Source organism: Nonomuraea montanisoli, assembly GCF_013363975.1.
In the GTDB taxonomy this organism is placed as follows: Bacteria; Actinomycetota; Actinomycetes; order Streptosporangiales; family Streptosporangiaceae; genus Nonomuraea; species Nonomuraea montanisoli.
Map to the genome: position 1 here is coordinate 81,796 of NZ_JABWGN010000018.1, position 26,757 is coordinate 108,552.

At 69.8% G+C, this 26,757-nt stretch carries 25 protein-coding genes and 1 pseudogene; 13 read left to right on the forward strand and 13 right to left on the reverse strand.

Annotation, left to right across the window (positions count from 1 at the left end; all coding sequences use genetic code 11):
- Positions 1-19: 19 nt before the first annotated feature.
- Together HTZ77_RS37315 and HTZ77_RS37320 are read right to left on the reverse strand one after the other, a co-directional pair.
- Positions 20-1,099, reverse strand: coding sequence for a CU044_5270 family protein (locus tag HTZ77_RS37315; protein ID WP_175594476.1), 1,080 nt, complete (start codon positions 1,097-1,099; stop codon positions 20-22).
- Positions 1,092-1,658 carry an RNA polymerase sigma factor gene (locus tag HTZ77_RS37320; RefSeq protein ID WP_175594477.1) on the reverse strand — a complete coding sequence of 189 codons (567 nt, stop codon included), beginning with the start codon at positions 1,656-1,658 and terminating at the stop codon, positions 1,092-1,094. Before HTZ77_RS37320 ends, HTZ77_RS37315 begins: the two co-directional genes overlap by 8 nt.
- Before the next feature lie 879 nt (positions 1,659-2,537).
- On the opposite strand from HTZ77_RS37320, the gene HTZ77_RS37325 reads away from it, so the two are divergent.
- Positions 2,538-4,583 (forward strand): hypothetical protein, encoded by a 2,046-nt coding sequence (locus tag HTZ77_RS37325; RefSeq protein ID WP_175594478.1) that lies wholly within the window; start codon positions 2,538-2,540, stop codon positions 4,581-4,583.
- 18 nt (positions 4,584-4,601) lie between these two features.
- Here the strand turns inward: HTZ77_RS37325 and HTZ77_RS37330 are convergent, their stop codons facing one another.
- Positions 4,602-5,594, reverse strand: coding sequence for a S66 family peptidase (locus tag HTZ77_RS37330; protein WP_205304454.1), 993 nt, complete (start codon positions 5,592-5,594; stop codon positions 4,602-4,604).
- A gap of 154 nt (positions 5,595-5,748) precedes the next feature.
- Between HTZ77_RS37330 and HTZ77_RS37335 the strand changes: the two genes are divergently transcribed.
- Genes HTZ77_RS37335 through HTZ77_RS37350 form a run of 4 tightly spaced genes read left to right on the forward strand, consistent with a single transcriptional unit; the run spans position 5,749 to position 9,710 of the window.
- Positions 5,749-8,304, forward strand: coding sequence for a sensor histidine kinase (locus tag HTZ77_RS37335; protein WP_328808998.1), 2,556 nt, complete (start codon positions 5,749-5,751; stop codon positions 8,302-8,304).
- Entirely contained in the window at positions 8,301-8,735 is a 435-nt protein-coding gene (locus tag HTZ77_RS37340; protein ID WP_376768125.1) for a roadblock/LC7 domain-containing protein, read from the forward strand. Before HTZ77_RS37335 ends, HTZ77_RS37340 begins: the two co-directional genes overlap by 4 nt.
- Positions 8,732-9,130: a DUF742 domain-containing protein gene (locus tag HTZ77_RS37345; protein ID WP_175594479.1), complete on the forward strand. Its 399-nt coding sequence runs from the start codon at positions 8,732-8,734 to the stop codon at positions 9,128-9,130. Before HTZ77_RS37340 ends, HTZ77_RS37345 begins: the two co-directional genes overlap by 4 nt.
- A complete protein-coding gene (locus tag HTZ77_RS37350; protein WP_175594480.1) occupies positions 9,111-9,710 on the forward strand; it encodes a GTP-binding protein in 600 nt (199 codons plus the stop codon). The genes HTZ77_RS37345 and HTZ77_RS37350 overlap by 20 nt, the downstream gene beginning before the upstream one ends.
- A gap of 17 nt (positions 9,711-9,727) precedes the next feature.
- Here HTZ77_RS37350 and HTZ77_RS37355 read toward each other — a convergent pair whose 3' ends face one another.
- Together HTZ77_RS37355 and HTZ77_RS37360 are read right to left on the reverse strand one after the other, a co-directional pair.
- Positions 9,728-10,393, reverse strand: coding sequence for a response regulator transcription factor (locus HTZ77_RS37355; protein WP_175594481.1), 666 nt, complete (start codon positions 10,391-10,393; stop codon positions 9,728-9,730).
- Positions 10,378-11,616, reverse strand: a complete 1,239-nt coding sequence (locus HTZ77_RS37360; protein ID WP_175594482.1) for a sensor histidine kinase — start codon at positions 11,614-11,616, stop codon at positions 10,378-10,380. The genes HTZ77_RS37355 and HTZ77_RS37360 overlap by 16 nt, the downstream gene beginning before the upstream one ends.
- A gap of 226 nt (positions 11,617-11,842) precedes the next feature.
- On the opposite strand from HTZ77_RS37360, the gene HTZ77_RS37365 reads away from it, so the two are divergent.
- Together HTZ77_RS37365 and HTZ77_RS37370 are read left to right on the forward strand one after the other, a co-directional pair.
- Complete coding sequence (locus tag HTZ77_RS37365) at positions 11,843-13,057, forward strand: cytochrome P450 (protein ID WP_175594483.1); 1,215 nt, start codon at positions 11,843-11,845, stop codon at positions 13,055-13,057.
- A gap of 77 nt (positions 13,058-13,134) precedes the next feature.
- Positions 13,135-14,166 carry a hypothetical protein gene (locus HTZ77_RS37370; RefSeq protein WP_175594484.1) on the forward strand — a complete coding sequence of 344 codons (1,032 nt, stop codon included), beginning with the start codon at positions 13,135-13,137 and terminating at the stop codon, positions 14,164-14,166.
- A gap of 7 nt (positions 14,167-14,173) precedes the next feature.
- Here HTZ77_RS37370 and HTZ77_RS37375 read toward each other — a convergent pair whose 3' ends face one another.
- From HTZ77_RS37375 to HTZ77_RS37390, 4 genes are all read right to left on the reverse strand, one after another.
- Entirely contained in the window at positions 14,174-15,013 is an 840-nt protein-coding gene (locus HTZ77_RS37375; protein WP_175594485.1) for a hypothetical protein, read from the reverse strand.
- A gap of 123 nt (positions 15,014-15,136) precedes the next feature.
- Positions 15,137-16,276, reverse strand: a complete 1,140-nt coding sequence (locus HTZ77_RS37380) for a CU044_5270 family protein (RefSeq protein WP_175594486.1) — start codon at positions 16,274-16,276, stop codon at positions 15,137-15,139.
- Complete coding sequence (locus HTZ77_RS37385) at positions 16,269-16,778, reverse strand: RNA polymerase sigma factor (protein ID WP_175594487.1); 510 nt, start codon at positions 16,776-16,778, stop codon at positions 16,269-16,271. The genes HTZ77_RS37380 and HTZ77_RS37385 overlap by 8 nt, the downstream gene beginning before the upstream one ends.
- 179 nt (positions 16,779-16,957) lie before the next feature.
- Positions 16,958-17,806, reverse strand: a complete 849-nt coding sequence (locus HTZ77_RS37390) for a M23 family metallopeptidase (RefSeq protein ID WP_205304455.1) — start codon at positions 17,804-17,806, stop codon at positions 16,958-16,960.
- A 467-nt stretch (positions 17,807-18,273) separates the two neighbouring features.
- On the opposite strand from HTZ77_RS37390, the gene HTZ77_RS37395 reads away from it, so the two are divergent.
- Together HTZ77_RS37395 and HTZ77_RS37400 are read left to right on the forward strand one after the other, a co-directional pair.
- On the forward strand, positions 18,274-18,939 hold the full coding sequence (locus HTZ77_RS37395; protein WP_175594489.1) for an HNH endonuclease family protein: 666 nt from the start codon (positions 18,274-18,276) through the stop codon (positions 18,937-18,939).
- Between the two features lie 34 nt (positions 18,940-18,973).
- Complete coding sequence (locus HTZ77_RS37400; RefSeq protein WP_175594490.1) at positions 18,974-19,393, forward strand: hypothetical protein; 420 nt, start codon at positions 18,974-18,976, stop codon at positions 19,391-19,393.
- A 114-nt stretch (positions 19,394-19,507) separates the two neighbouring features.
- On the opposite strand, the gene HTZ77_RS37405 is transcribed toward HTZ77_RS37400, so the two are convergent.
- Positions 19,508-19,744 carry a DUF397 domain-containing protein gene (locus HTZ77_RS37405; protein WP_175594491.1) on the reverse strand — a complete coding sequence of 79 codons (237 nt, stop codon included), beginning with the start codon at positions 19,742-19,744 and terminating at the stop codon, positions 19,508-19,510.
- 97 nt (positions 19,745-19,841) lie between these two features.
- Positions 19,842-20,708, reverse strand: coding sequence for a helix-turn-helix domain-containing protein (locus HTZ77_RS46960; RefSeq protein WP_175594492.1), 867 nt, complete (start codon positions 20,706-20,708; stop codon positions 19,842-19,844).
- A 404-nt stretch (positions 20,709-21,112) separates the two neighbouring features.
- On the opposite strand from HTZ77_RS46960, the gene HTZ77_RS37415 reads away from it, so the two are divergent.
- Positions 21,113-21,457, forward strand: coding sequence for a hypothetical protein (locus HTZ77_RS37415; protein ID WP_175594493.1), 345 nt, complete (start codon positions 21,113-21,115; stop codon positions 21,455-21,457).
- A gap of 4 nt (positions 21,458-21,461) precedes the next feature.
- Here the strand turns inward: HTZ77_RS37415 and HTZ77_RS37420 are convergent, their stop codons facing one another.
- Complete coding sequence (locus HTZ77_RS37420) at positions 21,462-21,779, reverse strand: hypothetical protein (RefSeq protein ID WP_175594494.1); 318 nt, start codon at positions 21,777-21,779, stop codon at positions 21,462-21,464.
- 90 nt (positions 21,780-21,869) lie between these two features.
- On the opposite strand from HTZ77_RS37420, the gene HTZ77_RS37425 reads away from it, so the two are divergent.
- The 3 genes and pseudogenes from HTZ77_RS37425 to HTZ77_RS46975 all read left to right on the forward strand — a co-directional run bounded on the left by HTZ77_RS37425 (position 21,870) and on the right by HTZ77_RS46975 (position 25,901).
- On the forward strand, positions 21,870-22,784 hold the full coding sequence (locus HTZ77_RS37425; protein ID WP_175594495.1) for a hypothetical protein: 915 nt from the start codon (positions 21,870-21,872) through the stop codon (positions 22,782-22,784).
- 455 nt (positions 22,785-23,239) lie between these two features.
- Positions 23,240-23,440, forward strand: a pseudogene (locus HTZ77_RS48530) (AAA domain-containing protein); the annotation flags it as partial.
- Between the two features lie 124 nt (positions 23,441-23,564).
- Entirely contained in the window at positions 23,565-25,901 is a 2,337-nt protein-coding gene (locus tag HTZ77_RS46975; protein ID WP_175594496.1) for an AAA domain-containing protein, read from the forward strand.
- 9 nt (positions 25,902-25,910) lie between these two features.
- On the opposite strand, the gene HTZ77_RS37435 is transcribed toward HTZ77_RS46975, so the two are convergent.
- The gene (locus HTZ77_RS37435) at positions 25,911-26,651 is read right to left on the reverse strand and encodes a TetR/AcrR family transcriptional regulator (protein ID WP_175594497.1); all 741 of its coding nucleotides are present in this window, start codon (positions 26,649-26,651) and stop codon (positions 25,911-25,913) included.
- Between the last annotated feature and the right edge of the window lie 106 nt (positions 26,652-26,757).

Here is a 26,757-nt window from a genome sequence, read left to right on the forward strand (position 1 = left end):
GGCCGGATCCGGGGAAGTCTCAGCAGGGGATCTTCATGCGGGACGCGTCCGGCGACACCTCGGGCAGCCCCGGGACGAGATCGACCACGAGCACGGCCGTGCCGTTCGCCGTGCCCTTCTTGGCGATGACCTCGCGGGCGGGCAGCTTCACCTTCCGGTCCCTGAGGTTCACCGTGCGCTCGCCCAGGTAGCGGTAGGTCTGCCGGTCGAAGATCAGCTCGGACCGGCGGCCGTCGCGGTCGTCCATGGCGACGGCCAGGCCGGGGCGTCCGGCTGCGTCCACGGCGTCGGGGACGAGCACGATGCCGTCCAGCCCGGCGGCCACCTGGTACAGCGCGGCGCTCAGCCTGGGACGCACCACCGACTCGGCGACCAGACCCTGGAGTGAGGACCAGACGCGCAGCGGGTCCTCGCCCGTCTCGGCCACGAGCTTGGCGCGCACCTGTGCGGGGTCCGTCGGCCAGGCGCCCAGCCGGGTGTACGCGGGCTCGCCGGGACAGGTCGCCGGCTCGTACACGGTGTCCTCGGTACCGTGGTCCCAGACGGTCCGGGGCGCCGGGCCCACGGCCGACAGGGGCTGCTCGCGGCTCAGCCAGGGCTTGCCCACGTCCGCGCCCTCCCAGCGCTCCTCGTTGACGAGCACTTTGGTGTACTGCGTCCGGCCCGCCTCGTCCTCGCCGTAGAGGCTGCGCTGGACCAGCCTCTTGGTGTGGACGTACTGGCCGCGGGCCGGCACCGTGTCGGGCTGGTCGGCGGCGGCCCGAGCGGCCAGGGAGAGCAGCGCCTTGGCGTCGGCCGGCGGCGCGCCGATCAGATATCCCGGGGTGCGCGGGGCCGAACCGCCCAGCCCCACCTGGGCGACGAGGATGCCGGCGGTGAGCGTCGTCGCGACCACCCCGACCAGGGCGACGCGCCGGACCGACAGTGCGGCACGCCACCCGCGGCGCGGACGCCCGGACGGGGACGCCGGGGCGGCACGCCGCGTGCGGCGCGGAGTGGCGAGCCGGGACATCAGGGCGGCGCGGGAGCCGGCCAGGTCGCCCTCGGTCGCCTCGGGGACCTCGGCCCACAGTCGGGCGAGCTGCGCCATCTCATCCATGGTTCGCTCCTTCCAGCGCCTGGCGGACCTTCTTGCGCGCCCGGTTGAGCCGGGACCGCACGGTCCCGACCGGGACGTTCAGCGCCTCGGCCACCTCCTCGTACGTCAGCTCCGCCCACGCCACCAGCAGCAGCGTGTCCCGGTCGCCGGTGCGTAAGCCGGCCAGCGCGGCCACCAGCGGCCTGTTGACCGCGAGCGTGCCCACTCCGTCCTCGACCGGCCCGCCGGTGATCTCCGCCGGGTCCACGCCGCCGCGCACGTACGCGCGATAGCGGGCCACCTCGCGCCGCCGCCGTTTGCCGATCACGTTCGAGGCGATGCCGTACAACCAGGGCCGGGCTTCGTCCCAGCCGAACTGGTAGCGGTGCCGGTGTTCGAACGCCGCCAGGAACGTCTCGGACACCACGTCCTCGGCCGCGTCGTGCCCGAGCCGGCGGGCCGCGTAGCGGTGCAGGGCGGGCGCGTGCCGGTCGAACACCGCGGCGAACGCCTCCGGCTCCTCGAACGACCGGCGGATCAGATCGGCGTCGGTGGCCTCGGCTGTCGCCGGTCGGGCCATGGACTGGTCAGCTCCTTCGCGCGGTGCCGAGGTGCGGCAAGCGGGCAGATTCGCCTGTACTTACCGCTGCTCCGCCGAAGAGTTCACGCCCATCCGATATTGCTGCTCGCTTGTGGGCGCCCCGCGCAAAGGTCTTCGTTCTGGGGGCGCTTCGCGCCAAGGGCTCAGGCGTCGCTCCCAGTCGGGCCAAAGGCCCGACCCCTGGCGGGCCTCGCTCCGCTCGGACGGCTTCCAGAGACGCAAGCCGTCCGTGAAGCGGAGGCGACAGCGTGAGAAGCACCAGCCCCGCAGGTGAACGGCCACTCCCTGGCACGTGATCGAAGGCCCAGGCGAGCGCGGATCTTCGTGCCGATGCCGATGCCGATGCCGAATCCGACATCGACGGCCAGGTCGAGGGTATCGCCGTGGCCGGATCACTCGCTGAAGTTCGGCCCGCCGATCCGCATCCTGGGGGAGAAGGGGCAGCCATTGCGCATCGTCCCGGTCGGCGTCTATTACCACCGGCCCAGCGATTCACCCAGTCGCCGGAGAAGTGGTCCGTGGCCATCGCCGTCAAGGTCCCCCGAAGTGCTCTACTACTCGTTCGACCTGCCCCGGACAGGCCATCGCGGACTATGAGGGCAACTGGTCCACCGAGCGGAGGGCCTGGCAAGGATCGGGTTGTGCGGAAGTGATTGCGTCCCCGCCTGGCCAGGCCGGACCATTCCCCTTTGCCGGAGCAGCCCTCCCCGAAGGCTCCTCGCGCGCGACCCGGGCCCCGCGATCGCGTGCTGCGATGGGTGAGCGCGACGGCGCTGGTCCTCAGCGTGATCGCCATGGCCGCGGTGGCGGCACACCTGGAGCCATCGCATCTCGGCCACGGGATCGACACTGGCCGGGGTGTACGGCCCCATCGTCGAGCAGGACCGCCGTTCGGTACGGCTGCACGGCGACCGCGAGATCAGAGCAGCCTTCGTACCCGACGGCGGCACCGCGTCAGTGTCGGAGTACCTCACGGGTGACCCGATCATCGGACAGCTCGTCGCGAGCGCCGACTCCCAGGAGGAGGACGACCAGGGCCAAGAGGAGGAGGCCACCTCGGAGGGGGACACCCTGGAACCGGATACCGGACCGCTCAAGCGCATCTGGACCGTGGTGCAGTGGGTGTCCGGGCTCGTCGCGATCCTGCTGCTGCTCAACGCCGCCCTTCGGGCCTTGGGGCGAGCGTGGTGGCGCCGCCGCCGCAACCAGGTGCTGCCGGTTCTGCTGGCGGTCACCTGCCTGACGGTGCCGTCGCCCTCCTGGCTGGGCGGCGAAGGGGGTTGGTGGGCGTGGGCCGCTCTCGCCCTGGCGACGATCGGCGTTCCGCTCCTGTCGTTGCGCTCCGCGATGCGGGTCGTGCCCGGCGGAGGCGGTCTGCTGGTCGTGGCCGGCTCGGTGATGGCGACGTTGGCGGGGATGATCCTTTCCCTCTGGGCGCTGCTGGTGGTGACCGGACACCCGGCCGCGCTGGGGTGGACCGCCGTCGCGCCGGCCGTGGCCGGCGTGGTCCTGGCGGTGCCCCGCTGGCGGCGGGCGTTGCCCGCCGTCGGGCTGCTGTCCCTGACCGCGGGACTCATCCTCCTGGTCCGGGCGGTTTCGCTGGGGTTCGTCATCGACCCGGTCGTGGCGCTCGTGCTGCCGCTGCTGTCACTGTCGCTCCTGGCGTTGGGCTGGGTCGCGGAGGCCGGCCGCGGCTGGTCACCGCGGGTGGCGGTCGCCTGGGTGTGCGGGGTGTGGGTGGCGTTCGGCGGTCTCGGCTACGTGTTGCTGTCCAGGACGTTGTTCTCCTGGGGACGGGACGAGCCCGAGTTCCCACTTCTGCCCACGGTGACCGCCCTCGCGGCGTTCGGCGCGCTCGCGCTGGCCCTGGCCGTGCTCGTCGTCCGGACGCGGCGCATCGGCCGGGACCCCGCAGCGCTCACTTCCCCGGTCGCCTTCCACACCGCGATGCTCTACGTCCTGCTGCTGCACGTGCAGGTCTGGACGACCCTGGAGTACTTCGGGGTGACGTTCGTCCTGGCATGGGCGGGGATGGTGTGGCTGCTGCGGCCATCGGCCGCACCGACCCCCTACCTGGACGAGCAGGTCACCGCCGAGGAGCATCGCCTGCTCGTGCGTGACCTGATCAGACGCCGCCATGCCCGCGCCGCCCTGACGGAGCTGCTGCGCCGCCGCCAGCCGGACGACGCCTCGCCCGCCGGGATCGAGGAGCGCCGCGCTGCCCTGGAGCGCGCCGGCGACGACCACAGCCGGTCCATCGACTCCGACTACGCGCTGACCACGCTCGCCGGACGCACGCCCTGGCAGAACGCGCTGGCCGGTCTGGCGGCCGGCCTGCTGCTCAGTCTGCCGTTCTCCACCGTGCGCATCATCGCCTCGATCGACAGCGGGCAGAGCGAGGACGACCAGGTGCTGCTGGCGGCCCTGTCGCTGCTGTCCCTGCCCGTGCTCTGCATGGTCTTCGGGTACTTCTATCCGCGGGTACGCGGCCTCACCCCCGTCACCGAATCCATGGCACTCCTGGTCGCCGCGCTGCTGATCGAGCTGCCGGCCTACATGCAGACGCTGGTCATCGCCGTCACCACACCCCATCTGGACCAGCAGAACCTTCCCACCCCGCAGCAGGCCTGGATCGGCGTACTGGTGGCCGTCGGCAACATCGCCGTGGTCAGCATCGGGCTGGGCCTGTGGTGGGAGTGGCGGCTGATGTGGCTGGCCGCTGAGCCATGGGGACGCCTCAGGGACGTCCGCACTCTGCGCGCCCTGGCCGCACCCCTGGCCGCCGTCGTCATCGCCACCGCCACCGCCACCACGGCGACCGCGTTGGTGAACAACGTCATCGCCCCGCTGCCCTCCGGTCAGACCGCGCCTCCCGCCACGTCCTCACCACCTGCGCGTGGTTGACGTGCGAACGCCGGCGGGTCAGTGGCGCAGCAGGGTCAGACTCGTCTCGGTGTCGGTGACGACGAGCCGGCCCTGGCCGCCGATCGGGAAGGTCGCCAAGGGGTACGTGTGGCCGACGTCGATGTTCGCCAGGACCGGGATGCGGGCCGATATCGGCTGGTTGCCGATGATCTGTTCCAGCAGCGGCCGGGACATGCGGCTGGCCTGCTGGAACCGGCCGATCGCCAGCCCGCGGATGTTCGCGGCGCCGGGAACCTGCAGCAGCGAGGTCAGGTCGCGGGCGAACGTCTCCGGGTGCGACTCCAGGTCGTCCTCGATGATCAGCAGCGCGCCGTCGAGCGACGGCATGTACGGGGTGCCCTGCAGCAGGTTCAGCGTGCAGAGGTTGCCGCCGACGATGCGGCCCTCGGCGCTGCCGGGCCGCATCAGCCACCACCCGTCGTTGGGGATCAGCTCGCGCTTGTCCTGGTCGAGGAACCAGAGGTCGTCGCTCCAGTGCGCGGCCGGGGCCAGCGCGACCGGAGCGGTGTCGAACAGGACCGACGTGAACCAGCGCAGGGTCTGCTCGAAGTGGTCCCGCATCCCGAACGTCGACCAGTGCGGACCGGAGTAGGTGACCAGCCCGGTTCGCGCGAGGACGGCGTTCTGCAGGGCGGTGATGTCGGAGTACCCGCACAGGATCTTCGGGTTGGCGCGGATCAGCTCCCAGTCCAGGTACGGCAGGAGCTCGTTGCCGTTGTAGCCGCCGATGACGGTCAGGATCGCCGCGACCGAGGGGTCGGCGAAGGCTTCGTGCAGATCGGCGACCCGCGAGGCGACGCTGGAGGAGTCGAACGCGTCCCGCTCGTCGACATGGCGGCCGTAGGTGAGCGTCAGGCCGAGCTCGGCGAACCGCGACGCGATGACGCCGGTGTGATCGTGCTCCATGACCATCGCGCGGGACCTGGCCGGCGCCACGACCCGTACGACGTCGCCTGCCTTCAGCTTGGGAGGGAAGACCACGTTCGTCACCGTCGAAGCGTAACGCGAACGACGCCGGTGCTCTTCGGCGGTGCCGGCGGTGAACCTGGGGCTTTCGGGTCATGTGTGGTGTGGCTACTATCGGGCACCAATCGCCTACTTTGGCGATATTCGTGATGAACGCACCGAGGAGAGTGTCCCGCACGTGGCTGGCTTGGGCAGGGTCGGGCGACGACGAACGGGAACCGACCGCGACGGCTTACCGGAGTCCGCCGGAGCCGGGCCGCGGCGGCTGACCGGTCGTCGCCGGCTGCGCCTGCGCACCGTGCTGATCATCGTCGTGGTCGTCCCGATCGCGGCCTTCGCGCCGCTGCTGGGTTCGGGCATGTTCCAGCTCTTCAGCCAGTGGCAGGCGGAGGTGGCCCAGCTTGAGCTGGCCGCCGTCTCCGTCGGCCGGCCCGCGGCCAACCTGTTCTTCAACCTCGACCGGGAACGACGGATCACCGCGGAGGTCCAGGCCGCCCCCGGAGAGGCCGCCGCCGACAAGCTCGCCAAGCAGCGCAGGGAGACCGACAAGGCCGTGGTCGCCTTCCGCCCGCTGGTGAAGCTGGACACGTCCAAGGCGCCGGAGGGCACCACGGACGCCGTCGCGCGCACCGACCGCGCGCTCGGGCTGCTGGAGCAGCAGCGCCGGGCGGTGGACGCCGGCTGGTCCAGCGCCCAGAACGTGTACGACTACTTCAACAGCGTCATCGAGTCGGACCTCGGCGTGCTGACCGCCCTCAGCCGTACCGACCACGGCGAGGTCAGCAGCAGCGCGCAGACGCTGGTCGACCTCTTCTGGGTCGTCGACATGATCGGCCGTGAGGACGCCGTCCTGGCCCGTGGCTGGGAGGCGGGGCGCCTGACGAGGGACGAGTACGCCCTGGTCACCGACGCCGCCGGCACCCGCAATCACCTCATGCGGTCCCGGGTGGTGCCCAGTCTCGTCGGCAACGAGAGCCGCTATCGGACGCTGACGACCAGCAAGGCATGGAAGACCATGGTCGACCTGGAGGAGCGGCTGATCGCCTCCGGAGGCGGCGCCGACGACAACCAGGTGAAGCTCCGCCCGGTCGCCTCCACCTGGCGCTCCTCGGTCGACGCGATCAGCCCGCAGCTGCTGGACCTGCTCAGTATCCGGCTCGTCAACGTCGCCAAGATCGGCTACAGTCACGCCAAACAGCTCTTCGTGATCTTCCTCAGCATCACCGGCGTCAGCGTGCTCGCCGTGGTCCTGGTGATCGTCACGAGCTGGCGCCTCACCGCCGTTCTCCGGCGGCGCATCCTCCAGCTCCGGCAGGAAGCCCTGGAACTCCAGGAGCAGCTGCCCGACGTGGTCGCCCGGCTGGAGCGCGGCGAGGACGTCGAGGTGGAGGCGGAAGTACACATGGTCGAGCCCACTCCCGACGAGCTCGGCGAGCTCGGGCAGGCCCTGAACATGGCGAGCCGCAGCGCCGTCTCCACCGCCGTGCGGCAGGCCGAGCAGCACCGCGGCTTCCAGCGCATGCTCCAGCGCATCGCCCGCCGCACCCAGATCCTCATCGGCCTCCAGTTGAAGAAGCTGGACGAGCTGGAACGCAGGTACGAGGACCCCGAGGTGCTGGAGGGGCTGTTCGACCTGGACCACCTCACCGCTCGCCTGCGTCGCTACGAGGAGAACCTGGTGATCCTCGGCGGCGGCCAGCCGCAGCGCCGCTGGCGCAAGCCCGTACGCCTGCTCGACGTCCTGCGCGCCGCGCAGGGCGAGGTCCAGGACTACCGGCGGATCACGATCGACGTCGAAGGCGAGCCGTGGGTGGCCGAGCGCGCGGTGGGAGCGCTGGTCCACGTCCTGGCGGAGCTCATGGAGAACGCGACCGCCTTCTCCAGGCCGCCGACCCCCGTCGAGGTGCGGGCCGCCATGGTCAGCAGGGGCATCGCCGTGGAGATCGAGGACCGTGGCCTCGGCATGGAGCCCGAGCAGTACGCCGCCGCCAACGCCCTGATGCAGACGCCGCCGCAGCTCGACGTGATGGCTCAGGCCGACGACGTGCGGCTCGGCCTGTACGTGGTCGCCCGGCTCGCCGCGGGCCTGGGCCTGCAGGTGGAGCTGCGGCAGTCGGCCTTCGGCGGCACCCGGGTCATCGTGCTGCTGCCGGACTCGCTGGTGGTGGACCGTCCCCGCGTGGTGCCGGGCCCGGCCGCCCGCCCCGAGGCGGTCCCCCAGGACGCCACGGGCCCGCACGCGCACCCGTACCCGCAGGAAGGCGCGGCCGACCCGCGGCCGCCCTCCAACAGCCTCTTCGAAAGGCCCCGCGAAAAGCCGCACGAGGGCCGCCACGAGAGGCCCGACGAGGAGCCCGACGAGGGGCCCTACGAGAAGCCGCGCGACAGTACGCAGTTGCCGACTCGCTCCCGGGGGCGCGCGATGGCCTACATCACGGCGCCCGGCGCCGGATCACCCGAGCGCGGCGACGCGCCCGCGCCGCCCGGCAGCCGGCCGCTGCCCCAGCGGGTGCGCCAGGCCAACCTGGTCACCGAGCTCAAGGTCCCCGCGGACCGGGCGGAGCGCACCGACCAGGACATCTGGTCCGTACGCGACCAGCCCGCCCGGTCCAGCGCCACGATCGGCGCCTTCCAGAGGCAGTCCCGCAGGCGCCGGACCGGTGACGACGACGCCCTCCAGCCGGGGCCGGACGGACCCTCCGAGCCCCCTTCCCCTACGACGGAAGATCGATGATGACGCAGCGAACCACCGCCACCGACACAGACCTGGACTGGCTCCTGGACGGCCTGGTCGATCAGGTCGCGGGCACCAGGCACGCCATCGTGCTGTCCGACGACGGCCTGGTGATCAGCCGCTCCCGGACCATCGAACGCTCGGACGCCGAACGCCTCGCCGCGATCGCCACCGGCCAGCAGAGCCTGGCCCGCGGCGTCGGGCAGTTGTTCAGCGGCGGACCGGTTCACCAGGTCATCATCGAGATGGCCGAGCTGTGGCTGTTCATCACGGCCGCGGGCCGTGGCACCCACCTGGCGGTGGTCGCGTCCCAGGAGGTCGACGCCGAGCTGATGAGCGTCGCGATGCACACCCTGATCCAGCAGGTCGGCCAGAAGCTGGGCACCGACGCGCGTACCCCGCCGGCCGACGAGGCGGGGAGACGCGGATGAAGCACTGGACGGAGGGCTTCGACGACGACCACGCTGACGAGCCCCTTGTCCGTCCCTACACGATCACCGGCGGGCGGACCACCCCGGAGCGGGACGACCTCACGCTGATCACCCTGGTGACGGTGATCTCCGAGGCGCCCGCGGACAACGGGCCCGGCCTGCGAAGGCTGCAACCGGAGCACCGCACCATCCTCGCTCTGTGCAAGCAGCCCCTCGCGGTCGCCGAGATCGCCTCCGCGCTGAACCTCCCGGTGTCGGTGACCAAGATCCTCATCGGTGATCTGATCGAGGCCGGTCATGTGCGCTCCCGGCCGCCGCTCGCCTTCGCGCAGGCGGGCGGATTACCTGGCATGTCAATCCTTGAGGCGGTGAGGGATGGGCTTCGCAAGCTCTGACCCCGGGGTTCGCGCTCCCCTGGCAGTGAAGATCCTGGTCGCCGGTGGTTTCGGCGTCGGGAAGACCACCCTGGTCGGCTCGGTGAGCGAGGTCGCCCCGCTCCGCACCGAGGAGTACCTGACCCACGCCAGCATCGGCGTGGACGACCTCGAAGGCGTGAGCGGCAAGTCCACCACCACCGTGGCGCTGGACTTCGGGCGCATCACCATCAACAGCGAGCTCGTGCTCTACCTGTTCGGCACCCCCGGGCAGGAACGCTTCTGGTTCATGTGGAACGACCTCGTCAACGGGGCGATGGGCGCGGTCGTCCTGGTCGACACCCGCCGGCTGGAGGTGAGCTTCGCGTCGATCGACTTCTTCGAGAGCCGCGGCATCCCCTTCGTCGTCGGCGTCAACTGCTTCCACGGCGTCCGGGACCGGACGCAGGAGGAGATCCGCAGGGCGCTCGACCTCGACCCGCAGGTGCCGCTGGTGCTCTGCGACGCCCGCGACCGGGCGGCGGGGCGGGACGTCCTGCTGGCGCTCATCGACCACCTGATGGCCGCTCACGCCCGCGCCGCGGCGCACCCGGTCTCCTAGGCCGCCCTGAGGAGCGCCTAGGTCTCCTGAGGGGCGGAGGACGCGTTCAGGTAGGTCAGGACGGCGAGGACGCGGCGGTTGCTGTTGTCGTCGTCGGTGATGCCGAGCTTGCCGAACAGTGAGGTCGTGTACTTGCTGATGGCGCCCTCGCTGAGGAACAGCCGCCGGCTGATGGCCTGGTTGGACAGTCCCTCGGCCATGAGGCCGAGCACGGAGTGCTCGCGTTCGGTGAGTTGACCGAGCCGCCGGGTCGAGGAGCCGCTGGACAGCAGCTTCGCGATGACGGCCGGGTCCATGGCGGTCCCGCCTCCGGCGACGCGTTCCAGGGCGTCGATGAACTGGTCGGCGTCGAAGACGCTCTCCTTGAGGAGGTAGCCGACGCCGCCCGCGCCGTCGGCCAGGAGCTCGCGGGCGTAGAGCTGCTCGACGTGCTGCGACAGGATCAGGACCGGCAGACCGGGCACCTCGCCGCGGGCGGCCAGGGCCGCGCGCAGGCCCTCGTCCGACTGGGTGGGCGGCATGCGGACGTCGATGACGGCGACGTCGGGCCGCCACTTCAGCAGCGCCTCGACCGTCTCGGGGCCGGTGGTCGCCGTGGCCACCACCTCGTGGCCGTACGCCTCGACGAGGCGGACCAGCCCGTCGCGCAGGAGGTAGAGGTCTTCGGCTACAACGATTCGCATGGTACGACCATCCTCACACGCGTCGGACCGCCCGCCGGACTGGTGACCTCCAGCGTCCCGTCGAAGACCGCGAGGCGGCGCCGCAGCCCTTCGAGTCCGCCGCCGGCCCGCACGCCGGCCCCGCCGCGGCCGTCGTCCTCGACGTCGACGACGATGCCGGTCTCGTCCCCGGCGAAGGAGATCCGCGCCCGGGTCGCGTGGGCGTGCTTGACCGCGTTGGTCATCAGCTCGGCGACGCCGAAGTACACGGCGGACTCGATCGGCGGGTCCAGGCGCAGCCGGACGTCGGCGCTGACGGTCGCTTCGAGCGGGCTGTCCAGGGCGAAGGCGCGGACGGCGTCGACGAGCCCGCGCTCGTTCAGCACCGGCGGGTTGATGCCCCTGACCAGCTCGCGCAGCTCGTTCAGCGACGTGGCGGCGCCGGCCCGCGCCTCCCGCAGCAGTGCCATGGCCCGGTCGGGGTCGGTCCGCATCAGCTTCTCCGCGGTCGCCAGGGAGAGCCCGAGCGCGACCAGGCGTGCCTGCGCCCCGTCGTGCAGGTCCCGCTCGATGCGGCGGATCTCGGCGGCCTGTGCGACCGTGGTGTCCGCGCGCTGGCTCGTCAGCTCGTCCACCCGGTCCGCCAGGGCCATGGCGGGCGACGGGCGCAGGAGGCGGACGGCCACCGGTACGGCGGGCCGCCAGGCGTACCGGGCGGCGGCGACGGCCACGACCAGGCCGAGCACCCCCACGAGGGGCGAGGACGTGCCGAACCCGAGGACCGCCGCCGCGAGCCCGGCCAGGGGCACGGCGGCGACCACGCCCGCGGTGAACGGCACGATCGCCGTGAACCGCAGGTCGCGCCAGACGGCGGGATCCTTCCACCAGAGCCGCATCCGCTGGTCCATGAGGGCGTCGCGCCTGGTGCGCTCGTAGCTGAAGCCGTTCCACCAGTAGCCGGTGGACATCCGCGTCACCGGCCCGGCCTGCCGGTATCCGGGCGGGATGACGACCCCCGTCCATTTCGCGACGAGCGAGCGGGTCATCCGGCACACCGGGCGCGACAGGGCGAACGTGCCGATGCACGCCCACACGAACGGCGCGATCCACGTCCACGGGTCGCCACCCCACCACATCCACAGCGCCACGGCGACGGCCCACACCGCCGGCACCAGCATGGCGACGACCACCACGGCGCACGCGCGCGCGAACCCCACGCAGGCGCTCGCCCCCCACTGTCGCATCGTTCTTCCCTTTCGGTACGGCTCGGTGTCTCCACTGTGCGGCCCTCGGAGCCCGAATCCCGCCGGATCGGCCCTGGAGTGGGTCCAGCCCCACCCACCCGGACGTGCAGCCCCATCTTCGCGTGCTCGCCGGGGCCCGTTGATGTGGCCCGTGAGTCATTGACCGGCTACGGACCGCTCCGTACGTTCCAGGGGACTCGTTGGCCGGCGTCGCCAGGAGGCGATCATGACAGCACGGTCCAGCACCACATCACCCTGGCCGGATCTCCCGCCCGGTCCGCTCGGCACCCCCTCTCCCGACCTGCTCCGCAGGCTCGCCGAGGCGCCGCTGGAGCCGACCGTGATGCCGAGCGGCGACCAGGTGCCGATGATCGTGAGGTACGAGGACGTCCGCGCCGTTCTCACCTCGCCGGCCAGCAGCCGCAACCTGCGCGCGCCCGGCCTTCCCCGGATGGTCAGCGGCACCGCGCTGGAGGACGACCCCTCGGCGCTGATCAACCAGGACCCGCCCGAGCACACCCGCTACCGCCGCATCATGCAGGGCACGTTCACTCCCCGGCACATCGAGCGGTGGCGGCCGCGCGCGGCGGCGATCGCCGGCGAGCTGGTCGAGGCGGCCGGCCAGGAGTTCGACCTGGTCGCCGACTTCGCCCTGCGGCTGCCCGCGCGGGTGATCTGCGAGATGCTCGGCGTCCCGATGGACCGCTTCGAGCAGTTCCGCGGGTGGACCGAGATGTTCCTGTCCACCTCCGAGGCGAGCGCCGAGGCCAGGGGAGAGGGATTCGCCGCGTTCATGGCGTACGCGGGCGAGCTGATCGCGGAGCACCGGGTCAGGCGCGGCGGCGACCTCATCGACCTGCTCATCGAGGCGCGCGACGAGGGCGACAGGCTGAGCGAGGCGGAGCTGACCCACATGGTCTTCACCCTGATCATGGCCGGTCACGAGACCACCGCGTCGATCATCATCCGGGGCGTGTTCCGCCTGCTGTGCCACCCCGAGCAGTACGCGGAGCTGGCGGCCCGGCCGGAGCTCCTGGAGCCGGCGGTGGAGGAGATCCTGCGCTGCGAGGGTCCCGGCGGCAACGGCCTGCTCCGGCTGATCACCGAGGACGTCGAGCTGCCCAGCGGCGTGATCCCGAAGGGCAGCGTCGTGCTGCCCAACCCCTCGGGCGCCAACCACGACCCGGCGGTCTTCGACGACGCGCTGCGGTTCGACATCCACAGGTTCGCCGGGAAGGCCGCCAACCCGCACCTGGCCTTCGGCCACGGTCCGCACTACTGCCTCGGGGCGAACCTGGCCCGGATGGAGCTGCAGGAGGCCTTCCGCGCCCTGGTGACCCGGCTGCCCACGCTCCGTCCCCAGGAGGACCTGGCGACGCTCCGCTGGAGCAGCGACGGGCTGATTCATCGCCCCCTCCGGCTCCCGGTCAAGGGAGGGTGAGACGTCCCTGGCGCCCGACATCGCCACTGCTGCTACGTTTAGGCACTTTAGTCCCTCAGTAGTCAGAGGTACGAATAGTGCGACGGTACGGCTGGACGATCGGCGGCGTGATGGCGGGATGCCTGCTCGCGGGGTGCTCGGCCCTGCCCGGCCTGGGCGGGAAGGCGAGCCCCCCGGCGAGCACGACGGCCACGCCCGCCAGGAGCGACGCGCCGGCGGCTGCCCGCGCCGTCTCCGACCAGGACGCCACCTCGATCCTCGCGGACTACGTCAAGCGCAACAACGCGGCCAACAAGGCCCGCAGCGCCGAGCTCCTGGCCGGTTACGAAGGCGGCTCCAGCTTCGCCATCGACAAGGCCTCGTACGCGTCGAGCCGGGTCCTGAACAGGACCATCACGTACCAGCCGTTCGGCTACACCAAGCCCGCCTTCCATGTGCCGGCCGCCGGGCAGAAGCCCTGGTTCCTGGCCACGGCGCACTGGCAGCGCAAGACGACCACCGACAAGGAGCCGACGTACCTGCTCTTCGCCCGGCAGGGTGACGGCTGGCGGCAGATGTACTCGCCCGACACCTTCGACGGGACCACCGCCGCGGACCTGCCCAAGATCGCCGTGGACGCCTCGGACATGGCCACCGAGGTCGCTCCCACGGACTCGGCCGGGCTGCTGATGTCGCCCGCCGACTTCGCCGGGAAGTACGCCGCGCACCTGGCCGGCAAGGGCGGCGCCGCCGACAAGAGCCTGTTCGCCGCCGACCGGATCACCACGAACGCCGCGAGCACCCGCATCAGGATGAACCAGTACGCGAGCAGCACGGTGACCGCCCGCCCCGCCACCCGCTACCCGTCGTACACGCTGCGCACCGCCGACGGCGGAGCACTGACCTTCACCACGATCGAGCGCACCATCCGCTACGACGTGCGACCGGGGCCGGAGCGCAACTACGTCTTCCAGAAGGACAGCGGCATCCTGCGCGGCAAGTACTACAGGTACATGACCATCACCGACCTGTTCCAGGTGGTGGCCCGCATCCCCCCGAAGAAGGCCGACCCGGACCAGGTCAAGGTGATCGCTTCCTACTCCGGCCTGGTCGCGGGCGGCGGCAAGTGAGACGGGGCTAGTTCCAGATCCCCGGGACGTCCTGCGGCACGGAGTCCTTGACCTGTCCCTGGTCGATCACGTCGCCCTCCAGGGGCAGCAGGACGGTGGCCTGGCGTCCCCAGTCCTGGAATCGGGTGCTCGACTCGACCTGGACGGAGCCGTTGTAGAACGGGATGACGGCCTTGGCCGACACCCTTTCCACCAGGCCGGTCGGGCCGAGCCAGAGGGTGTAGGAGACCTTGCCGTCGCGGCCCTTCTTGGAGTGCGTCCCGAAGCGCGAGGCGAAGGCGGGGGACACCGCCGCCAGCTTGCTCGTCTTGACGGACCCCTTCACCACGCCGTCCCGCACCGTCGCGGGCTTGGCCAGGAGCGTCTTGAGCGTGTTCGGCTCCAGGACCTCGAGGATGAGGTTGCTCGGCGGCAGCTCGGTGTTCCGGTACCGCACCCAGCCGGCCTTCTGCATCTGCAGCGCCCGGTCCACCACCGGGCCGGCGACGTAGCTCGCGGTCCGCGACGAGATCATCTGGACCGGCCCCTCCTGCAGGGCCTCGGTCTCCTCGCGGTCCAGCCTCATCATGCTGCGCAGCAGGTCCTTGCTGTAGCGCACGGTCTGCGCCACGTCCGACGCGGCCGCGCCGCGCTGGTCGAACCCGATGGTGCCCTCCAGGCTGGAGGTGGTGACCAGGGTGGGGGTGAAGGTCATCTTCGCCGTGGCCTGGACGTTGACGGCCCTGCCGCGGGTCAGTTCGGCCTTGAGCGCCTTGACCGGGTCGATCGTGGATGCGGCCTGCGCGGGCATGGCGGTGAGCTGCACCGCGCCTGCGATCGCGACGGCGCCGAGGATGGCTCGATTCATGGGGTTTCCCTGGGAACGGGTCGGAAAGACGCGAACAATCTTGTGCATCTAAGATCGCTAGTCAAGCCGAACCGGGTCATTCCGCATCATTGGCGGCCCGATCACCCCATTTCATCTTTTTGTTCATCCTTTTGCAGACTTGTACAGTGGGTTCTCCTTGCACCCCACCGGGATGACGGGACGCTTCGCGGTCCAGCCCGTCCCCGGGCTCGCGGCCATGAAGGTCATGGGCTGATCCTTGGTCGCCCCGAAGGCCGTACGGGTCGCGTAGGAGACGTCGGCGAGCGTCGCGCCCGTGCCGGGGTCGAGAAGCGTCCTGGGGTAGACCGGCAGTTCCCTGCTCGGCTTGCGGTCGAAGACGAGCGTGCTTCCGGGCGTGCCGAAGTCCACCGAGAGGGCCGACCGGCCCAGGGGGTCCGTCACTGTGCCGACGACCTTGGTGCTCGGCAGCCCGGCCAGCAGGCGGATGAGCGCGGCGCGCTGGTCGGGGCGCAGCGGCTGGCTCAGGAGGTTCGCGGTGGTGGGCAGGAACTTCTCGAAGGACTGCTTGAATCCGCGCTTGTACCAGAGCTCGTGGAACTCGCGGAGCTTCTCCCGCAGCCGGTCCTGGTCGGTGGGGAACGCCGCCAGGTCGGCCATGGTCAGGTCGCCGACGGTGTGATCGGGCAGGACGCCTCCCGAGGAGGCGTCCCACGCGTACATGCACTGCCTCGGCGTCCGGGTGACCGAGATGTAGGGGCAGCGCCTGCCGTCCATGCAGGAGAACTTGACACGGCTCGGGCTCCCGGCGGCCCGCCAGGCGCGCTCGTCCGCGGGCGTGGCCGGGGAGGCGATCGGTTCGGACCACGACAGCGTGAGCACCCGGTCGGCGGGGTCACGTGGCAGCCACATCTCATGGCTGGAGCTCACCAGATAGGTGAGGCCGCCGGCCCTCATGTAGTTCCCGTTGACCCACACCTGCCGCCAGTAGGCGCCGCTCGTCGCCGGCAGCTTCTCGATCCGGTCGGCCAGGTCGTACAACGCCTGGCCGGGCTTCGGCGCGACCGCCGCCGGAGGGGCCGTGGTCAGGTGTGCGACCAGGGAGAAGACCAGCGTCACGATCGCCGCCGTGGCCGCGGCGGCCGTCACCATCCACATCCAGGTGCGGCGCCTCGCCGGGAGATACGACGGACCGGTCAGGCGGGCCCGGGCCCGGGCGACGACCTCGGCCGACGGGGGCCGGGCGTCGGGCAGCGCGCGGTCGAGCAGGTCGAGCTCATCCATCGGAGTCCTCCTTCAGCGGGTTGACGTCGCCGAGCGCCCGGCGAAGCTGCTTGCGTGCCCGGCTCAGCCGGGACCCGACGGTGCCGGGCGGGATGCCGAGAGCCTGGCCCACCTCGGCGTGGCTGAGCCCGCCGAGCGCGACCAGCAGCACCACGTCGCGGTCGCGCCGCTTCAGCCCGGCCAACGCCCCCGCGAGCGGGCCGGTGAAGCGGGCCGCCGTCACCCGGTCGAGCACCTCGTCCTCGTGGCCGGCGCTGTCGCGCTCGGCCGCCCGGCTGATCGCCTTCCAGCGCCTGATCTCGGCCCGCCGGTGCCGTGCGACGAGGTGGGTGGCGATGCCGTACAGCCAGGGCCGGACCGCGCCGATCGCCGGGTCGTAGGCGCTCTGCAGGGCCGCCACGAAGACCTCGGCGGCCAGGTCGTCGGCCACGTCCTCGGACAGTCGCCGCGCGATGTAGCGGTGGATCTCGGCGAAATGCGCGTCGAAGAGGTCAGGGGGCATCCCTGAGCCGGCTCTGGTGCGCGTGTTGTGGCCTATCACGCCCGTTCTTTCCCGCTGGGCGGAAATGCTTTCACGCCGCCGGGGCGGTGCGTGCCGGTACGTCGTACGTCAGAAGGCCACCACCCGGGAGCCGGGTGGTGGCCTTCGCGATCGAGGAGGGGGGTCAGTCAGGCACGACCTCAGTCGCAGTGTTCGAAGCCGCTGGTGTACGAGCTGCTACCGATCGAGCCGCCCCAGCGGACGCACTGCCCGGCCGCGTCACGCCTGACCGGTCCCGCGTAGTAGTCGTAGCTGCCGGAGTCGGTCGTCCTGCTCTCGCCCTGCGGCTCCAGGAAGGCAGACATCGCCGACGCCGAGCCGAGGTTCGACGTCTTCAGTGTGACGACGCAGTTGTAGCCGTTGCCGGAGTTGTAGAGCAGATAGGTGCGACCGCCGGTCAGGGCGGCCGAGTCGATGACCGCGTACCCGCTGCCGCAGACGCCCTCGGGGGTGTGCGGGTTGTCGCCGCCGCCACAGCCGTTGGTGCTGGTGATGGCCTTCTTCTGGCCCAGGGACACGGTCACGCCCTCGACGGTCGGGCTGGTGTCCATCCCGCCGCCGGAGGTCCGCTGCTCGTAGTGCAGGTGCGGCGCGCTGGAGTTGCCCGTCGAGCCGACGGTCCCGATCGCGGTGCCCTGGCTGACGGACAGGGTGCTGCCGGCCCCCTTCACCATGCTGGACATGTGGGCGTAGCGGGTCCTGGTGCCGTCGCTGTGACGGATCTCCACCCACTTGCCGTAGCTCGTGCTGCCCGCGTCGTAGAAGTACGCGGTGCCGGCGGCGGTGGCGCGCACGGTCTCGCCGTTGACGTCATCGCCTCCGTAGTCCTGCCAGTCGATGGAGCCCTCGGGGTTGTGGCCGCCGGTCCAGTTGTTGGCGTAGAAGGTCTTTCCGCAGTTGAACGGGCTCTTGTGGGCCACGGCGAGGACACCGGAGCTGTGCGCGGACGCGGGCGCGGGCTGGGAGAGCACCGCCGCCGCGAGGGTCACGAGGAGAGTGGGGATCGCTAATGTGAGGGATTTCGGCCAGGTCAGCCGGCTGGGTGCGGGCATGTTCGCCTCTCTGAACAGGTGCGTATGGGGGGATACGGCGCCCAGTTCCTCGATGCCGATGAGCCCTCTGGCGACGGGTACGCGTCGACGGCCATGATGATCTGATGATGGACTCGACGGGAAGGGAGGGCCGCTGTCAGGGAACGTCTCGACATCTCACCGCCTGGGGGGAACGACGGGTTGATCGTGAAGGTATCGCCGAAAGTTCTCTTCATCAATAATTTTTGAAGGAAAATTTCCGGCTTTTGTCGTCGACCGATTCCCCCGCGCCGCCGCCTCCCGGCTCGGGGCAGCTCAGGGCCGGTTGGCGTCCTGATCTGGCGACGGCGGGAGACCCTTGGCTCACCCTTTCGTGCGCGGAGTATCGCTGCCGCCACTCCTGACTTCCTGGTAAGGGTGGAGTCATGATCTTCTTGAGGCGGGCGGTCCAGGTCGCCGTACTCACCCTCGTGGCCCTCCCCATCGCCGCCGTCGTCGCGGCCCCTCCGGCGGGAGCCACCCCGCGCAAGCGATCACAGGTCGAGGCGGGGGCCGGGGCGCTGGCCCGGCGCATGCTCGTCCAGCTCAAGGTCGCCCGTCCCCTGTCCCTCCGCGGCTACAGTCACCGGCGGTTCCAGCCCAGGTGGGCGCACCACAAGGGCGCCTGCGACGCGCGCGAGGTGGTGCTGTCCCGCGACGGGCGGCGCGTGCGCAGGAACGCCGCCTGCCATCCGGTCAAAGGGCTCTGGTACAGCCCGTACGACGGCAAATGGCTCAAGAGCGAGAAGCAGGTGGACGTCGACCACGTCGTGCCGCTGGCGTACGCCTGGCGCTCCGGGGCCCGCACGTGGAGCCAGGCGCGGCGACGGGCCTTCGCCAACGACCTCACCCGGCCCGAGCTGATCACGGTCAGCCACTCCGCCAACATCGCCAAGGGCGGCCAGGGGCCGCAGAGCTGGCGTCCGCCGCGCCGCGCCTACTGGTGCCGCTACGCCACCTCGTGGATCACCGTGAAACACCACTACCGGCTCTCCGTCACCCGCCGGGAGAGGGTGGCCCTGCTCAACATGCTCCGCACCTGCCGGGGGTGAACGGCGAAGATCCACATCCGCGATCATGGTGATCGTGGCATTACTCCGGCTTCTGGCGTTCAGTCTGCTCTGCGGCGGTCTGCTGCCGCTCCCGTTCATGGGCCATCAGCGCGACGGTCTCGCGTGGGCGCGGCTCGACTTCCTGACGTCCCTGGAGCTGGCGCAGATCATCACGGTCCCGGTCGGGCTGGTGGCGGGGATCGTGCTCGTCGCCACCCGGACGTGGACCCGTCCGCCCGGGTACGTCCTGGCGGCCGTCACGACCCTGTTCGGGCTGGTCGTCATGACGCAGGGGTGGCCCACGATGAGCTGGGCCGAGAGCCGTCCTCCCGGGATCGGGGACCCGGACGGCGAACTGGTCGTCGGGATGCTGGCCGTGCTCTCGGGCGCGGTCACGGCCCTCGTCGGCACGGTGATGGCCGCGTTCCGTTGGGCCGGCACGCCGGCACCGTAGCCGGTCGGGAACGCGCTTCCGCGGTCCATCCGGAAAAGGACGACAACGTGCCAGCGTTTGTGCTAGGTAGGGCCTCTATTATCGGAAATATTCGGAGGTGTCACACGATTCCGGTCATGCGGAGGGTTCTGTGGTCGGGTGTCGCGGCCAGTCGAACTCGCCTCTTCGTACACCGATGACAAAAGCGACCCAGTCGGACCGGCTGAACTCGAGCACGGTCCCTTCCGGTGAATTTGAGTCCCGTACGTAAGCGGATTCCGGACCGAACGCAACCTCGACGCACTCACCGGTCACACTGGCGGAGCTCTTACGCCAGATCAGCTCAGGCGGATCGCCAGGCCGCTGAGTCATGAAGCCATCCTCCCCGTGTCGGTATGAGAATAGCCCGCCGGGTCAAGATCGTACAGAGGGTCAACGCTCGTGGTGATGAGCTCCCGGACGCGTCGGATCAGCGCATCTCATCGGCGGCCCGGGTAATCAGGGAAAGGGAATCCGATGGGCTCAGCGACTCTTCCAGAATGGCCTCGAAATCGGTACGGACCTCTGAGATGAGGGAATCGCCGCCGATCAGGGTCTCATGAAGGTCGCTGTTCTCGCGATGCAGCACCTCACCGAGCCCGTCGCCGAACTCCAGCAGCGTGAACGAGCCGCGGATCATGCCGACGTGCGAGCCGGCCTCGAACGGAACCACCCGGATGCTGACGTGCTCGCCTTCCTGGGCGACGGCCACCATGTGGCGGAGCTGGTCCGGCATGATGGACCGGTCGACCCTGATGCCGACGCGCCGACGAATGACCGCCTCGTCGAGAACGAAAATCTCGCGAGGTGCGTTCTCGCGTTGTCTCAACATCTCTTGACGCAGCAGGCGCAGCTGAACGACGCGCTCATGGGTCGCTCTGTCGGTCCTGGTGTGGGCGATGGTTTCCGCGTAGGCACGTGTCTGCAACAGGCCAGGGACGGCCAAAGGCTGGAATTGCCTGATGACGGAGGCGCCGGCCTCGAACCCCACATACGACAGGTAGGCGTCGCTCACGTCATTCTTGAAATCATTCCACCATGCTTTTGTGCGCGCTCCTTTGTTGAGCTGGTGCAGTTCCTCCGCGACAGCTGAATCAGCTGTCCGGTAAAGGCGCAGCAGCGCATCGAGATCGACTTTCGTCACTCCCGTCCGGCCGCCTTCTATCCGGATCACTTTCGACGTGTGCCAGCCCAGGGCCTTGGCGACCTCATCCTGCGTGAGATCGCGTTGTCTGCGAAGCTCGGCGAGCCTCCTCCGGAGGAGTGCCCCCTGGATGACGGGGCCGCGCTGATCCACTCCACTTCACCTCGCCCTTAGTAGTCGCCGGTGCGCCACGTCCAGGGGCGGCCTGCGGTGGGGAGCCCACGGTACTCCATGTGCGTGACGGCCCCTCATGCCCCTCCTGCGGCAAAGGGGCAGCGTAGACGCGCCCTGGGGCGGCGGCTTGGTGGTTCGCTCAGCAGTTCGGGTGCACTGCTAGGATATGCGTGCAACATAGCATTTTGCTATGTTGCACGCGGTCTCAAATGAGCGGTGACACTGGGTGGGGGTGTGCGAGCAGAGGGGGATCGCGGTGGCGCGCAGGGCCGCGTCGCGGGATGAGCAGCCAGAGATCTGAGGAGGTCGCTGCGGCGGACGGCGCTAGGCACCGACACGGCTCTGGGCAGCCAGGGGAGAAGTCGTGCCAGTCGGGAGGGAACGTGTCCAGGGTCAGATGGGGCGAGTCGGCGGTCGATGATCTTGAGGAGACGGGGAAGCCGGACGTCGTGCGCAGGCTTTTGGCCGCGGCGGACAACCTCTGCTTCCCTCCGCGTGAAGGCCGGGCCGGCGAAGGCTGGATCCCCGGCAGGAAGGGCGTGTTGGCGTGGTGCCGTCCGGTTCGGGCCTCAGCGGACGCGGATTCCTGTGACGACGAGGCGGCTGACTACGTCATGGTGTACCGCGCGCCGACGGACCACGAGTATCGCGCGGCCAGGGGCGGGCACGTGGCCGTTCATGTCGAGCGTGTACTTCCCGCCGAAAAACTGCTGCGGCCCGGGATGTGACCGGTCAGGGCCATTCGAGCCCGAGCCTCCTGGCGACTTCTTCGGTCGACCGGCCGCCGGCCTCCGTTTCCGTGTCGGTCGGTGCGGGCTTGTGCCCGCTCTCGGCGGCCTCTCGCTCCAGAAAGCGAGCAATCAACTCCCCCTCGAGCCCTTTGTTGAGCAAAGGAGTGATGAGGGCCACGAACGTGCCGTGCCGCGTGATGACGGCTGGCCTCCCGGAGTCATTTATCTCCTGGATTACCTCGGCGGTTCTCTGGTTGAGGTCGCGCATCTTGTAAATAAGCACGTCCCCTCGACCTGGTAGTGAGTTGTCAACAGTCATGGATGTTCCCCGCAAATCAGCGTACTACCTTTGTACTACAAGTACCCCTTCCCATGCGAGCCGACGCCTCGATACGGACAAGGATCTGTCATGACCATCCAGGGTGGCGAGCCGTCCACATCAACGGCGAATGATGTGTCGCACGCCGCCGATCTGCGGGCCGCCGCGCGCTGGCTCGTGGGAGCCAGCGCTTCGGTGGTCGCCGTATTAGTGGCGGGCGTCCAACTACGCGACTTCGCGGAGCTCGACGCTGTAGGAGTATGGGCAGTTCCGGTGGCGTTGCTGGCGGTCCTGATCGCTCTGGCCACTGTTGTGTGGACGCTCTATGGGGCTGCCGCGGTCCTGGCCGTTCCACGCCGCAGTATTGGTGAGCTGGCTGATCTCGATCGCGCGGACAACGGTGACTTTCCTGGTCCTCGCCTGGGGCCTCCCAAGTCGGCACTCATCTCCCACCTGGTTCGAGAGCGTCGGACGGAGTTGCTGGGGGTGTCGAGAGATGCGATCTGGCAGCTCAACATGGAGCGTGTGGCGGCCTACAAGGCATCTGCATTTCCTAGAACCGGCAAAAATCTACAAATAGGTGACCGAGAGTATGATCCAGACAATCGTGACGATAGCGCCGCTTTAGCCAATCTCATCGTCGATCTGGACAGGCGCGTGCAAGCCGTTGTCGATGCCGCCGCGTCCTTCGAAACGCAGCGGCGATATGACCGGTTGCGGAGAGGTATGAGACTGGCGGGCCTACCATTTGTCGTCAGCTTTCTGGCTCTCGTCTGGTTGCAGACGCTCCCACCTGCTCTTATGAAGGTGAAAAGCCCAACGAGTGTTCAGGTCGTCACGCCGGGGAACGGAGGTGACCCCTGCAGTGGAAAGGTCTTCGACGGTGTGGCCGTGGGAGGAACCATGGACGCCCCCCTCGTGGTGCTTCCCTCACAGGGGGGCTGTCCCGCCAGGAAACTCACCGAGACCGACAAGTTCGTCGTCATACCCCGCGCCGAGAAGTGACCGGCGGAGTATGCGCTGTGCCTGGCCCGCCTACCTTCGAAGACACCGGGAGTGGGATGACAAGTTCGCCGCGATCACCTTTTCCCGTCGACGAACTGGTGCGCTCCGTGCGCCTCGAGATCGCCGCGGAGCTGCGCGGGGACGGTGACGGAGAGAAGCTCACCCTCACCGAGGGACGCAGGATCGGCGGCAACCATGCAGCGCGGGAGTATCTCTTCTTCTGCAAGGCGTGGAAGGACGCCTTCGCCGGCGACAGGCTGCTGATCCGGCCGTCCCGATCGCGGGGGGAGTGGGGGCGGGCCGAAGTGACCCGCATGCCGGACGGCAAGGTCAAGGTACGCACGTCCGCTGATCTCGGGGACCGGCCCGGCAATGTTCAGCTACGGCAGGACGAGACCGCGGGGCTGGAAGCCCTCATCGAGCGCCTGGAGTCGGCGGGTGAGCCTGACGGGCCGATGAATGTCACCGCTGCGGGGTGGACGGTCGGCCGGGGGACGCCACGCGTCGAGCGGTGCGCCACGCCTGAGCGGTTCATCCGCGGCTACGCAGAGCGCGCGCTGAACGACGCGCAACGACGCGCCATCGAGCAAGCCCTGGGCAGCGAGGTCACCTTCGTCTGGGGGCCACCTGGCACGGGAAAGACCGACGTGGTCAGCTGCATCGTCGAGGGGTGCTACCGCCAGGGGCTCCGGGTGCTCTTCGTGGCTCCCACAAAGGGTCGCGGTCGACCAGGCACTGGAGCGCATCTGTGCCCTCCTCGCGGAAGAGGAGCGATTCGACGTGGGCCTCGTGCAGCGTGCCGGCGACATCGATCTCCCTCGGCTGGCCGCTCGTTTCGGCGAGCAGATCGACACAGAGCGGATCGTGGCGCGCGTGTCCGCTGCATTCACCGGCCGGCTCGCCGCCGTTCAGGAACGACTGGCCATGGTGCAGCGAGACCTCGATCTCCACGAGGAGGCGAGGAGCGCCGGCGACCGGTTACGGCAGGCCCGCGCAAGGCGTGATGAGGCCGTCCGTCAGGTCAAGGTTCTCCAACGGCACATGGGAGAGCTGCATGGCGCGGTCAGCGACATCGAACAGGAGATGTGCGGCATCGGCACCCCGTCCGGCCTGTTCGCGAAGAGGAAGCAGGCCAAGCTGGACGCCCTCGATCGCATGCTGTGGCAGCGCCGTGACGAGGTCATCCTGCTCGACCGGCGTCTCGCCCTGGCCGTGACGGAGCAGCACCGGCACGCGGGCGACGTGAGCACGCTCGAACAGTATCTGGCGGTCCTGGGCCAACGGCTACGCGGAGTCGCAGCCCTCGGGGACCTGCGGGAGGAGGCCGACGGGTTGCGCCGTGAGGCGACGGCTCTGGAGCAGGAGTTGCGGAAGGTCGCCGACGTGGTGCGGAGCAACTGCCAGGTGATGGGCACGACGGTTGCCAGAGCAGTGCAGTCCCGCAAACTGCTCGACACGATCGACGTAGTGATCATCGACGAGGCCGGGATGGTCAACACGCCCTCGGCCTGGTGCGCCGCAGGGCTGGCCGCTCGAAGGGTGGTCATCGCCGGCGACTTCCGACAGCTTCCCGCGGTCACGAAGGCGAGCGGTGATCGGCGAGCTTCCGACGGGGACAGACAGCACGCCGCTCGATGGATGGACAGCGACCCCTTCGCCACGGCGGGGTTGGTGGACTCGACCGGCACGGCGCGCCGGGGCGATCGCCGCATGGTATGCCTCGACACGCAATACCGCATGCGTCCCGCGATCTGCGAGATCGTCAACACCGTCGCCTATCCGGACTCGCCCCTGCGGACCGGTCGCGATGATCTCAGCCGGCTTCCGGTGTCCGCCCTGCTCGAAAGCCCTCTGGTCCTCGTGGACACGACGCCCCGTCGTCTGCCGGACCCCACGTCACGTTCCAGTTCGCACACCACCAACGCCGTCCACGAGGCCGTGGTCCACGAGCTCATCCGAGGCTTGCAGTTCGACGACGTCCTGCCCGCGCGAAAGTGGACCGACCTTCCGGCGGGGCAGAAGCCGACCGATCGTCTCGCAGTGATCGCGCCGTACAAGGCTCAGGTGAAGGCGCTGCGCGAAAGTCTCGCCTACCGGTTCGGCGAGCCGTACGAGGGCCTGATCGACACCGTTCATCGCTTCCAGGGAAGCCAGCGTCCCCTCGTGATCATCGATACGGTGGCCGGCGCGGGCCGGAAGCTCGGGTATTTCTATGACCACCTGGGCCTGTCGTCGTCCACCTGCAGGCTGCTCAACGTGGCGCTGAGCCGGGCCCAGGATCATCTTGTCGTCGTCGCCGACATCGAGTTCCTGCGCAGCAGGCTCAATCCCGTCAGTGAAGCGGCCCGCATGTTGACGTTCCTGGAACGGCGCGCCCGCAGACTGTCGGTCGACGACCTGGTGCCGTTCCGCAGCGCGGCCGACCTCGCGGGCCTGCCGGAGGAGGAGTTGGCCCGTCCCTCGTTCTTCCCTGCCGATGAGGTGCCACGAGCGGTCGCCTGGGACATCGCCCGAGCGCGTCGCACCATCGAGATCCATTGCGCCTTCCTCGACCCCGTCCCTGTCCGTAAGTGGCTGGGACTCCTCGCTACGCGTATCGGAGACGGTGTTCAGGTCACTGTGCACACACGCGACCAGAGTGATGATCCACGAAGAAAGGACCTCGTCCGGGAGATGGAGGCCGCCGGCTGCCAGGTCTCCGTGCGTGAGCGCATGCACGAGAAGCTGTTGATCATCGACGAGACGGTCCTGTGGCACGGATCCCTCAACCTCCTGGCGAACACCGGGCCCACGGACCTGATGATGCGCATCACCGACCCGACGTCGTGTCGCCGGGTCCGGCACATCGTCGAGCGTGCCCGCATGGAACGGCCGGTGCGCGTGTGGGGCGGAGGACAGCCCGCAGCCTCTTCGGAAGGCGCGGCTGTCGCGGCGGGCAGCGTCAAGGATGGACGTCTGTACCTCTACGTGCCCTACGAGCGCAAGGACGAGTTCAAACGCGCGATGCGGAGTGCCGGTGTGGAGTACAGGTGGTACGGCGCGGGCAAGCTGTGGCACATCGCGGCCGAGACTCCACGACACCATGTACGGCAATGGCTCCCACCAGGGGATGAATGAGTCGGTGGATCACAGGCGGGGCAGGCGGGCGGCGATGCCGTCGAGGACGCAGTCCAGGCCCGCCTCGAACGTGCCCGCCGCGTCCATGTGGCTGGCGTCGCGGACGAACCTGGCCACCGTCGGGTAGCGCCCCGTGGCCAGCATCCGGGCGAGGTACGGGTAGGAGGCGTGCTGCCACTGCCGCTCGTCCATGCCGGTGGTCCGGGCGGCGCGCAGGTCGGCGATCTGCCGTTGGAGCGCCCCGATCACGTAGACGTTCACCGTGCCGACGGCGAGCGCGATCGTGTCGATGTGCTCGAACCCCGGGGCGCCGTCCAGCGCGGCCAGTGACGCCTCGCCGTGGGCCAGGGCGTGGGGGCCGAGGCTCGGCCGGCCGCTGAGCAGGTCGGTGAGCCACTCGTGCCGCAGGGCGGCGTCTCTGACGCCGTGGGCGAGGGCGCGCAGGGCGCCGCGCCAGTCGTCGCCGGCGCGCACCGGTGGCGGGATCTCGCCGTACACCGCGTCGACCATGAGGTCCAGCAGCTCTTCCTTGGTGGACAGGTAGCCGTACAGCCGCATCGGGCCGGCGTCGAGCGCGGCGGCGACCTTGCGCAGCGACACCGCCTCCAGCCCGTCGGCGTCGGCCAGCTCGATCGCGGCGCGCACGATCCTGTCCCTGCTCAGCGGGCTCGGGGCGGGCCTGCTCGGCGGCTCCGGGCGCTCCCAGATCAGCGTGGGCTCGCCCTCCCCGGCTTCTCGTCGCGCCGCCATCGTGCCGCCTCCTCTTGCGCGGTGCCGTTCGTACGAGCTTAGAATACGGCACATCGAGCGATACAGTGTATCGACGTGATACGACGTATCGAAGCCGCGAGAAGGA

What these genes read in the sequence shown, in the direction of transcription:
- HTZ77_RS37320 (WP_175594477.1), bottom strand. Translation starts at nt 1,658, where the DNA reads ATGGCCCGACCGGCGACAGCCGAGGCCACCGACGCCGATCTGATCCGC.
- HTZ77_RS37340 (WP_376768125.1), top strand. Translation starts at nt 8,301, where the DNA reads ATGATGACGCAGCGAACCACCGCCACCGACACAGACCTGGACTGGCTC.
- HTZ77_RS37425 (WP_175594495.1), top strand. Translation starts at nt 21,870, where the DNA reads ATGACCATCCAGGGTGGCGAGCCGTCCACATCAACGGCGAATGATGTG.
- HTZ77_RS37360 (WP_175594482.1), bottom strand. Translation starts at nt 11,616, where the DNA reads ATGCGACAGTGGGGGGCGAGCGCCTGCGTGGGGTTCGCGCGCGCGTGC.
- HTZ77_RS37420 (WP_175594494.1), bottom strand. Translation starts at nt 21,779, where the DNA reads ATGACTGTTGACAACTCACTACCAGGTCGAGGGGACGTGCTTATTTAC.
- HTZ77_RS37405 (WP_175594491.1), bottom strand. Translation starts at nt 19,744, where the DNA reads ATGACTCAGCGGCCTGGCGATCCGCCTGAGCTGATCTGGCGTAAGAGC.
- HTZ77_RS37385 (WP_175594487.1), bottom strand. Translation starts at nt 16,778, where the DNA reads ATGCCCCCTGACCTCTTCGACGCGCATTTCGCCGAGATCCACCGCTAC.
- HTZ77_RS37435 (WP_175594497.1), bottom strand. Translation starts at nt 26,651, where the DNA reads ATGGCGGCGCGACGAGAAGCCGGGGAGGGCGAGCCCACGCTGATCTGG.
- HTZ77_RS37380 (WP_175594486.1), bottom strand. Translation starts at nt 16,276, where the DNA reads ATGGATGAGCTCGACCTGCTCGACCGCGCGCTGCCCGACGCCCGGCCC.
- HTZ77_RS37375 (WP_175594485.1), bottom strand. Translation starts at nt 15,013, where the DNA reads ATGAATCGAGCCATCCTCGGCGCCGTCGCGATCGCAGGCGCGGTGCAG.
- HTZ77_RS37365 (WP_175594483.1), top strand. Translation starts at nt 11,843, where the DNA reads ATGACAGCACGGTCCAGCACCACATCACCCTGGCCGGATCTCCCGCCC.
- HTZ77_RS37355 (WP_175594481.1), bottom strand. Translation starts at nt 10,393, where the DNA reads ATGCGAATCGTTGTAGCCGAAGACCTCTACCTCCTGCGCGACGGGCTG.
- HTZ77_RS37315 (WP_175594476.1), bottom strand. Translation starts at nt 1,099, where the DNA reads ATGGATGAGATGGCGCAGCTCGCCCGACTGTGGGCCGAGGTCCCCGAG.
- HTZ77_RS37350 (WP_175594480.1), top strand. Translation starts at nt 9,111, where the DNA reads ATGGGCTTCGCAAGCTCTGACCCCGGGGTTCGCGCTCCCCTGGCAGTG.
- HTZ77_RS37345 (WP_175594479.1), top strand. Translation starts at nt 8,732, where the DNA reads ATGAAGCACTGGACGGAGGGCTTCGACGACGACCACGCTGACGAGCCC.
- HTZ77_RS37395 (WP_175594489.1), top strand. Translation starts at nt 18,274, where the DNA reads ATGATCTTCTTGAGGCGGGCGGTCCAGGTCGCCGTACTCACCCTCGTG.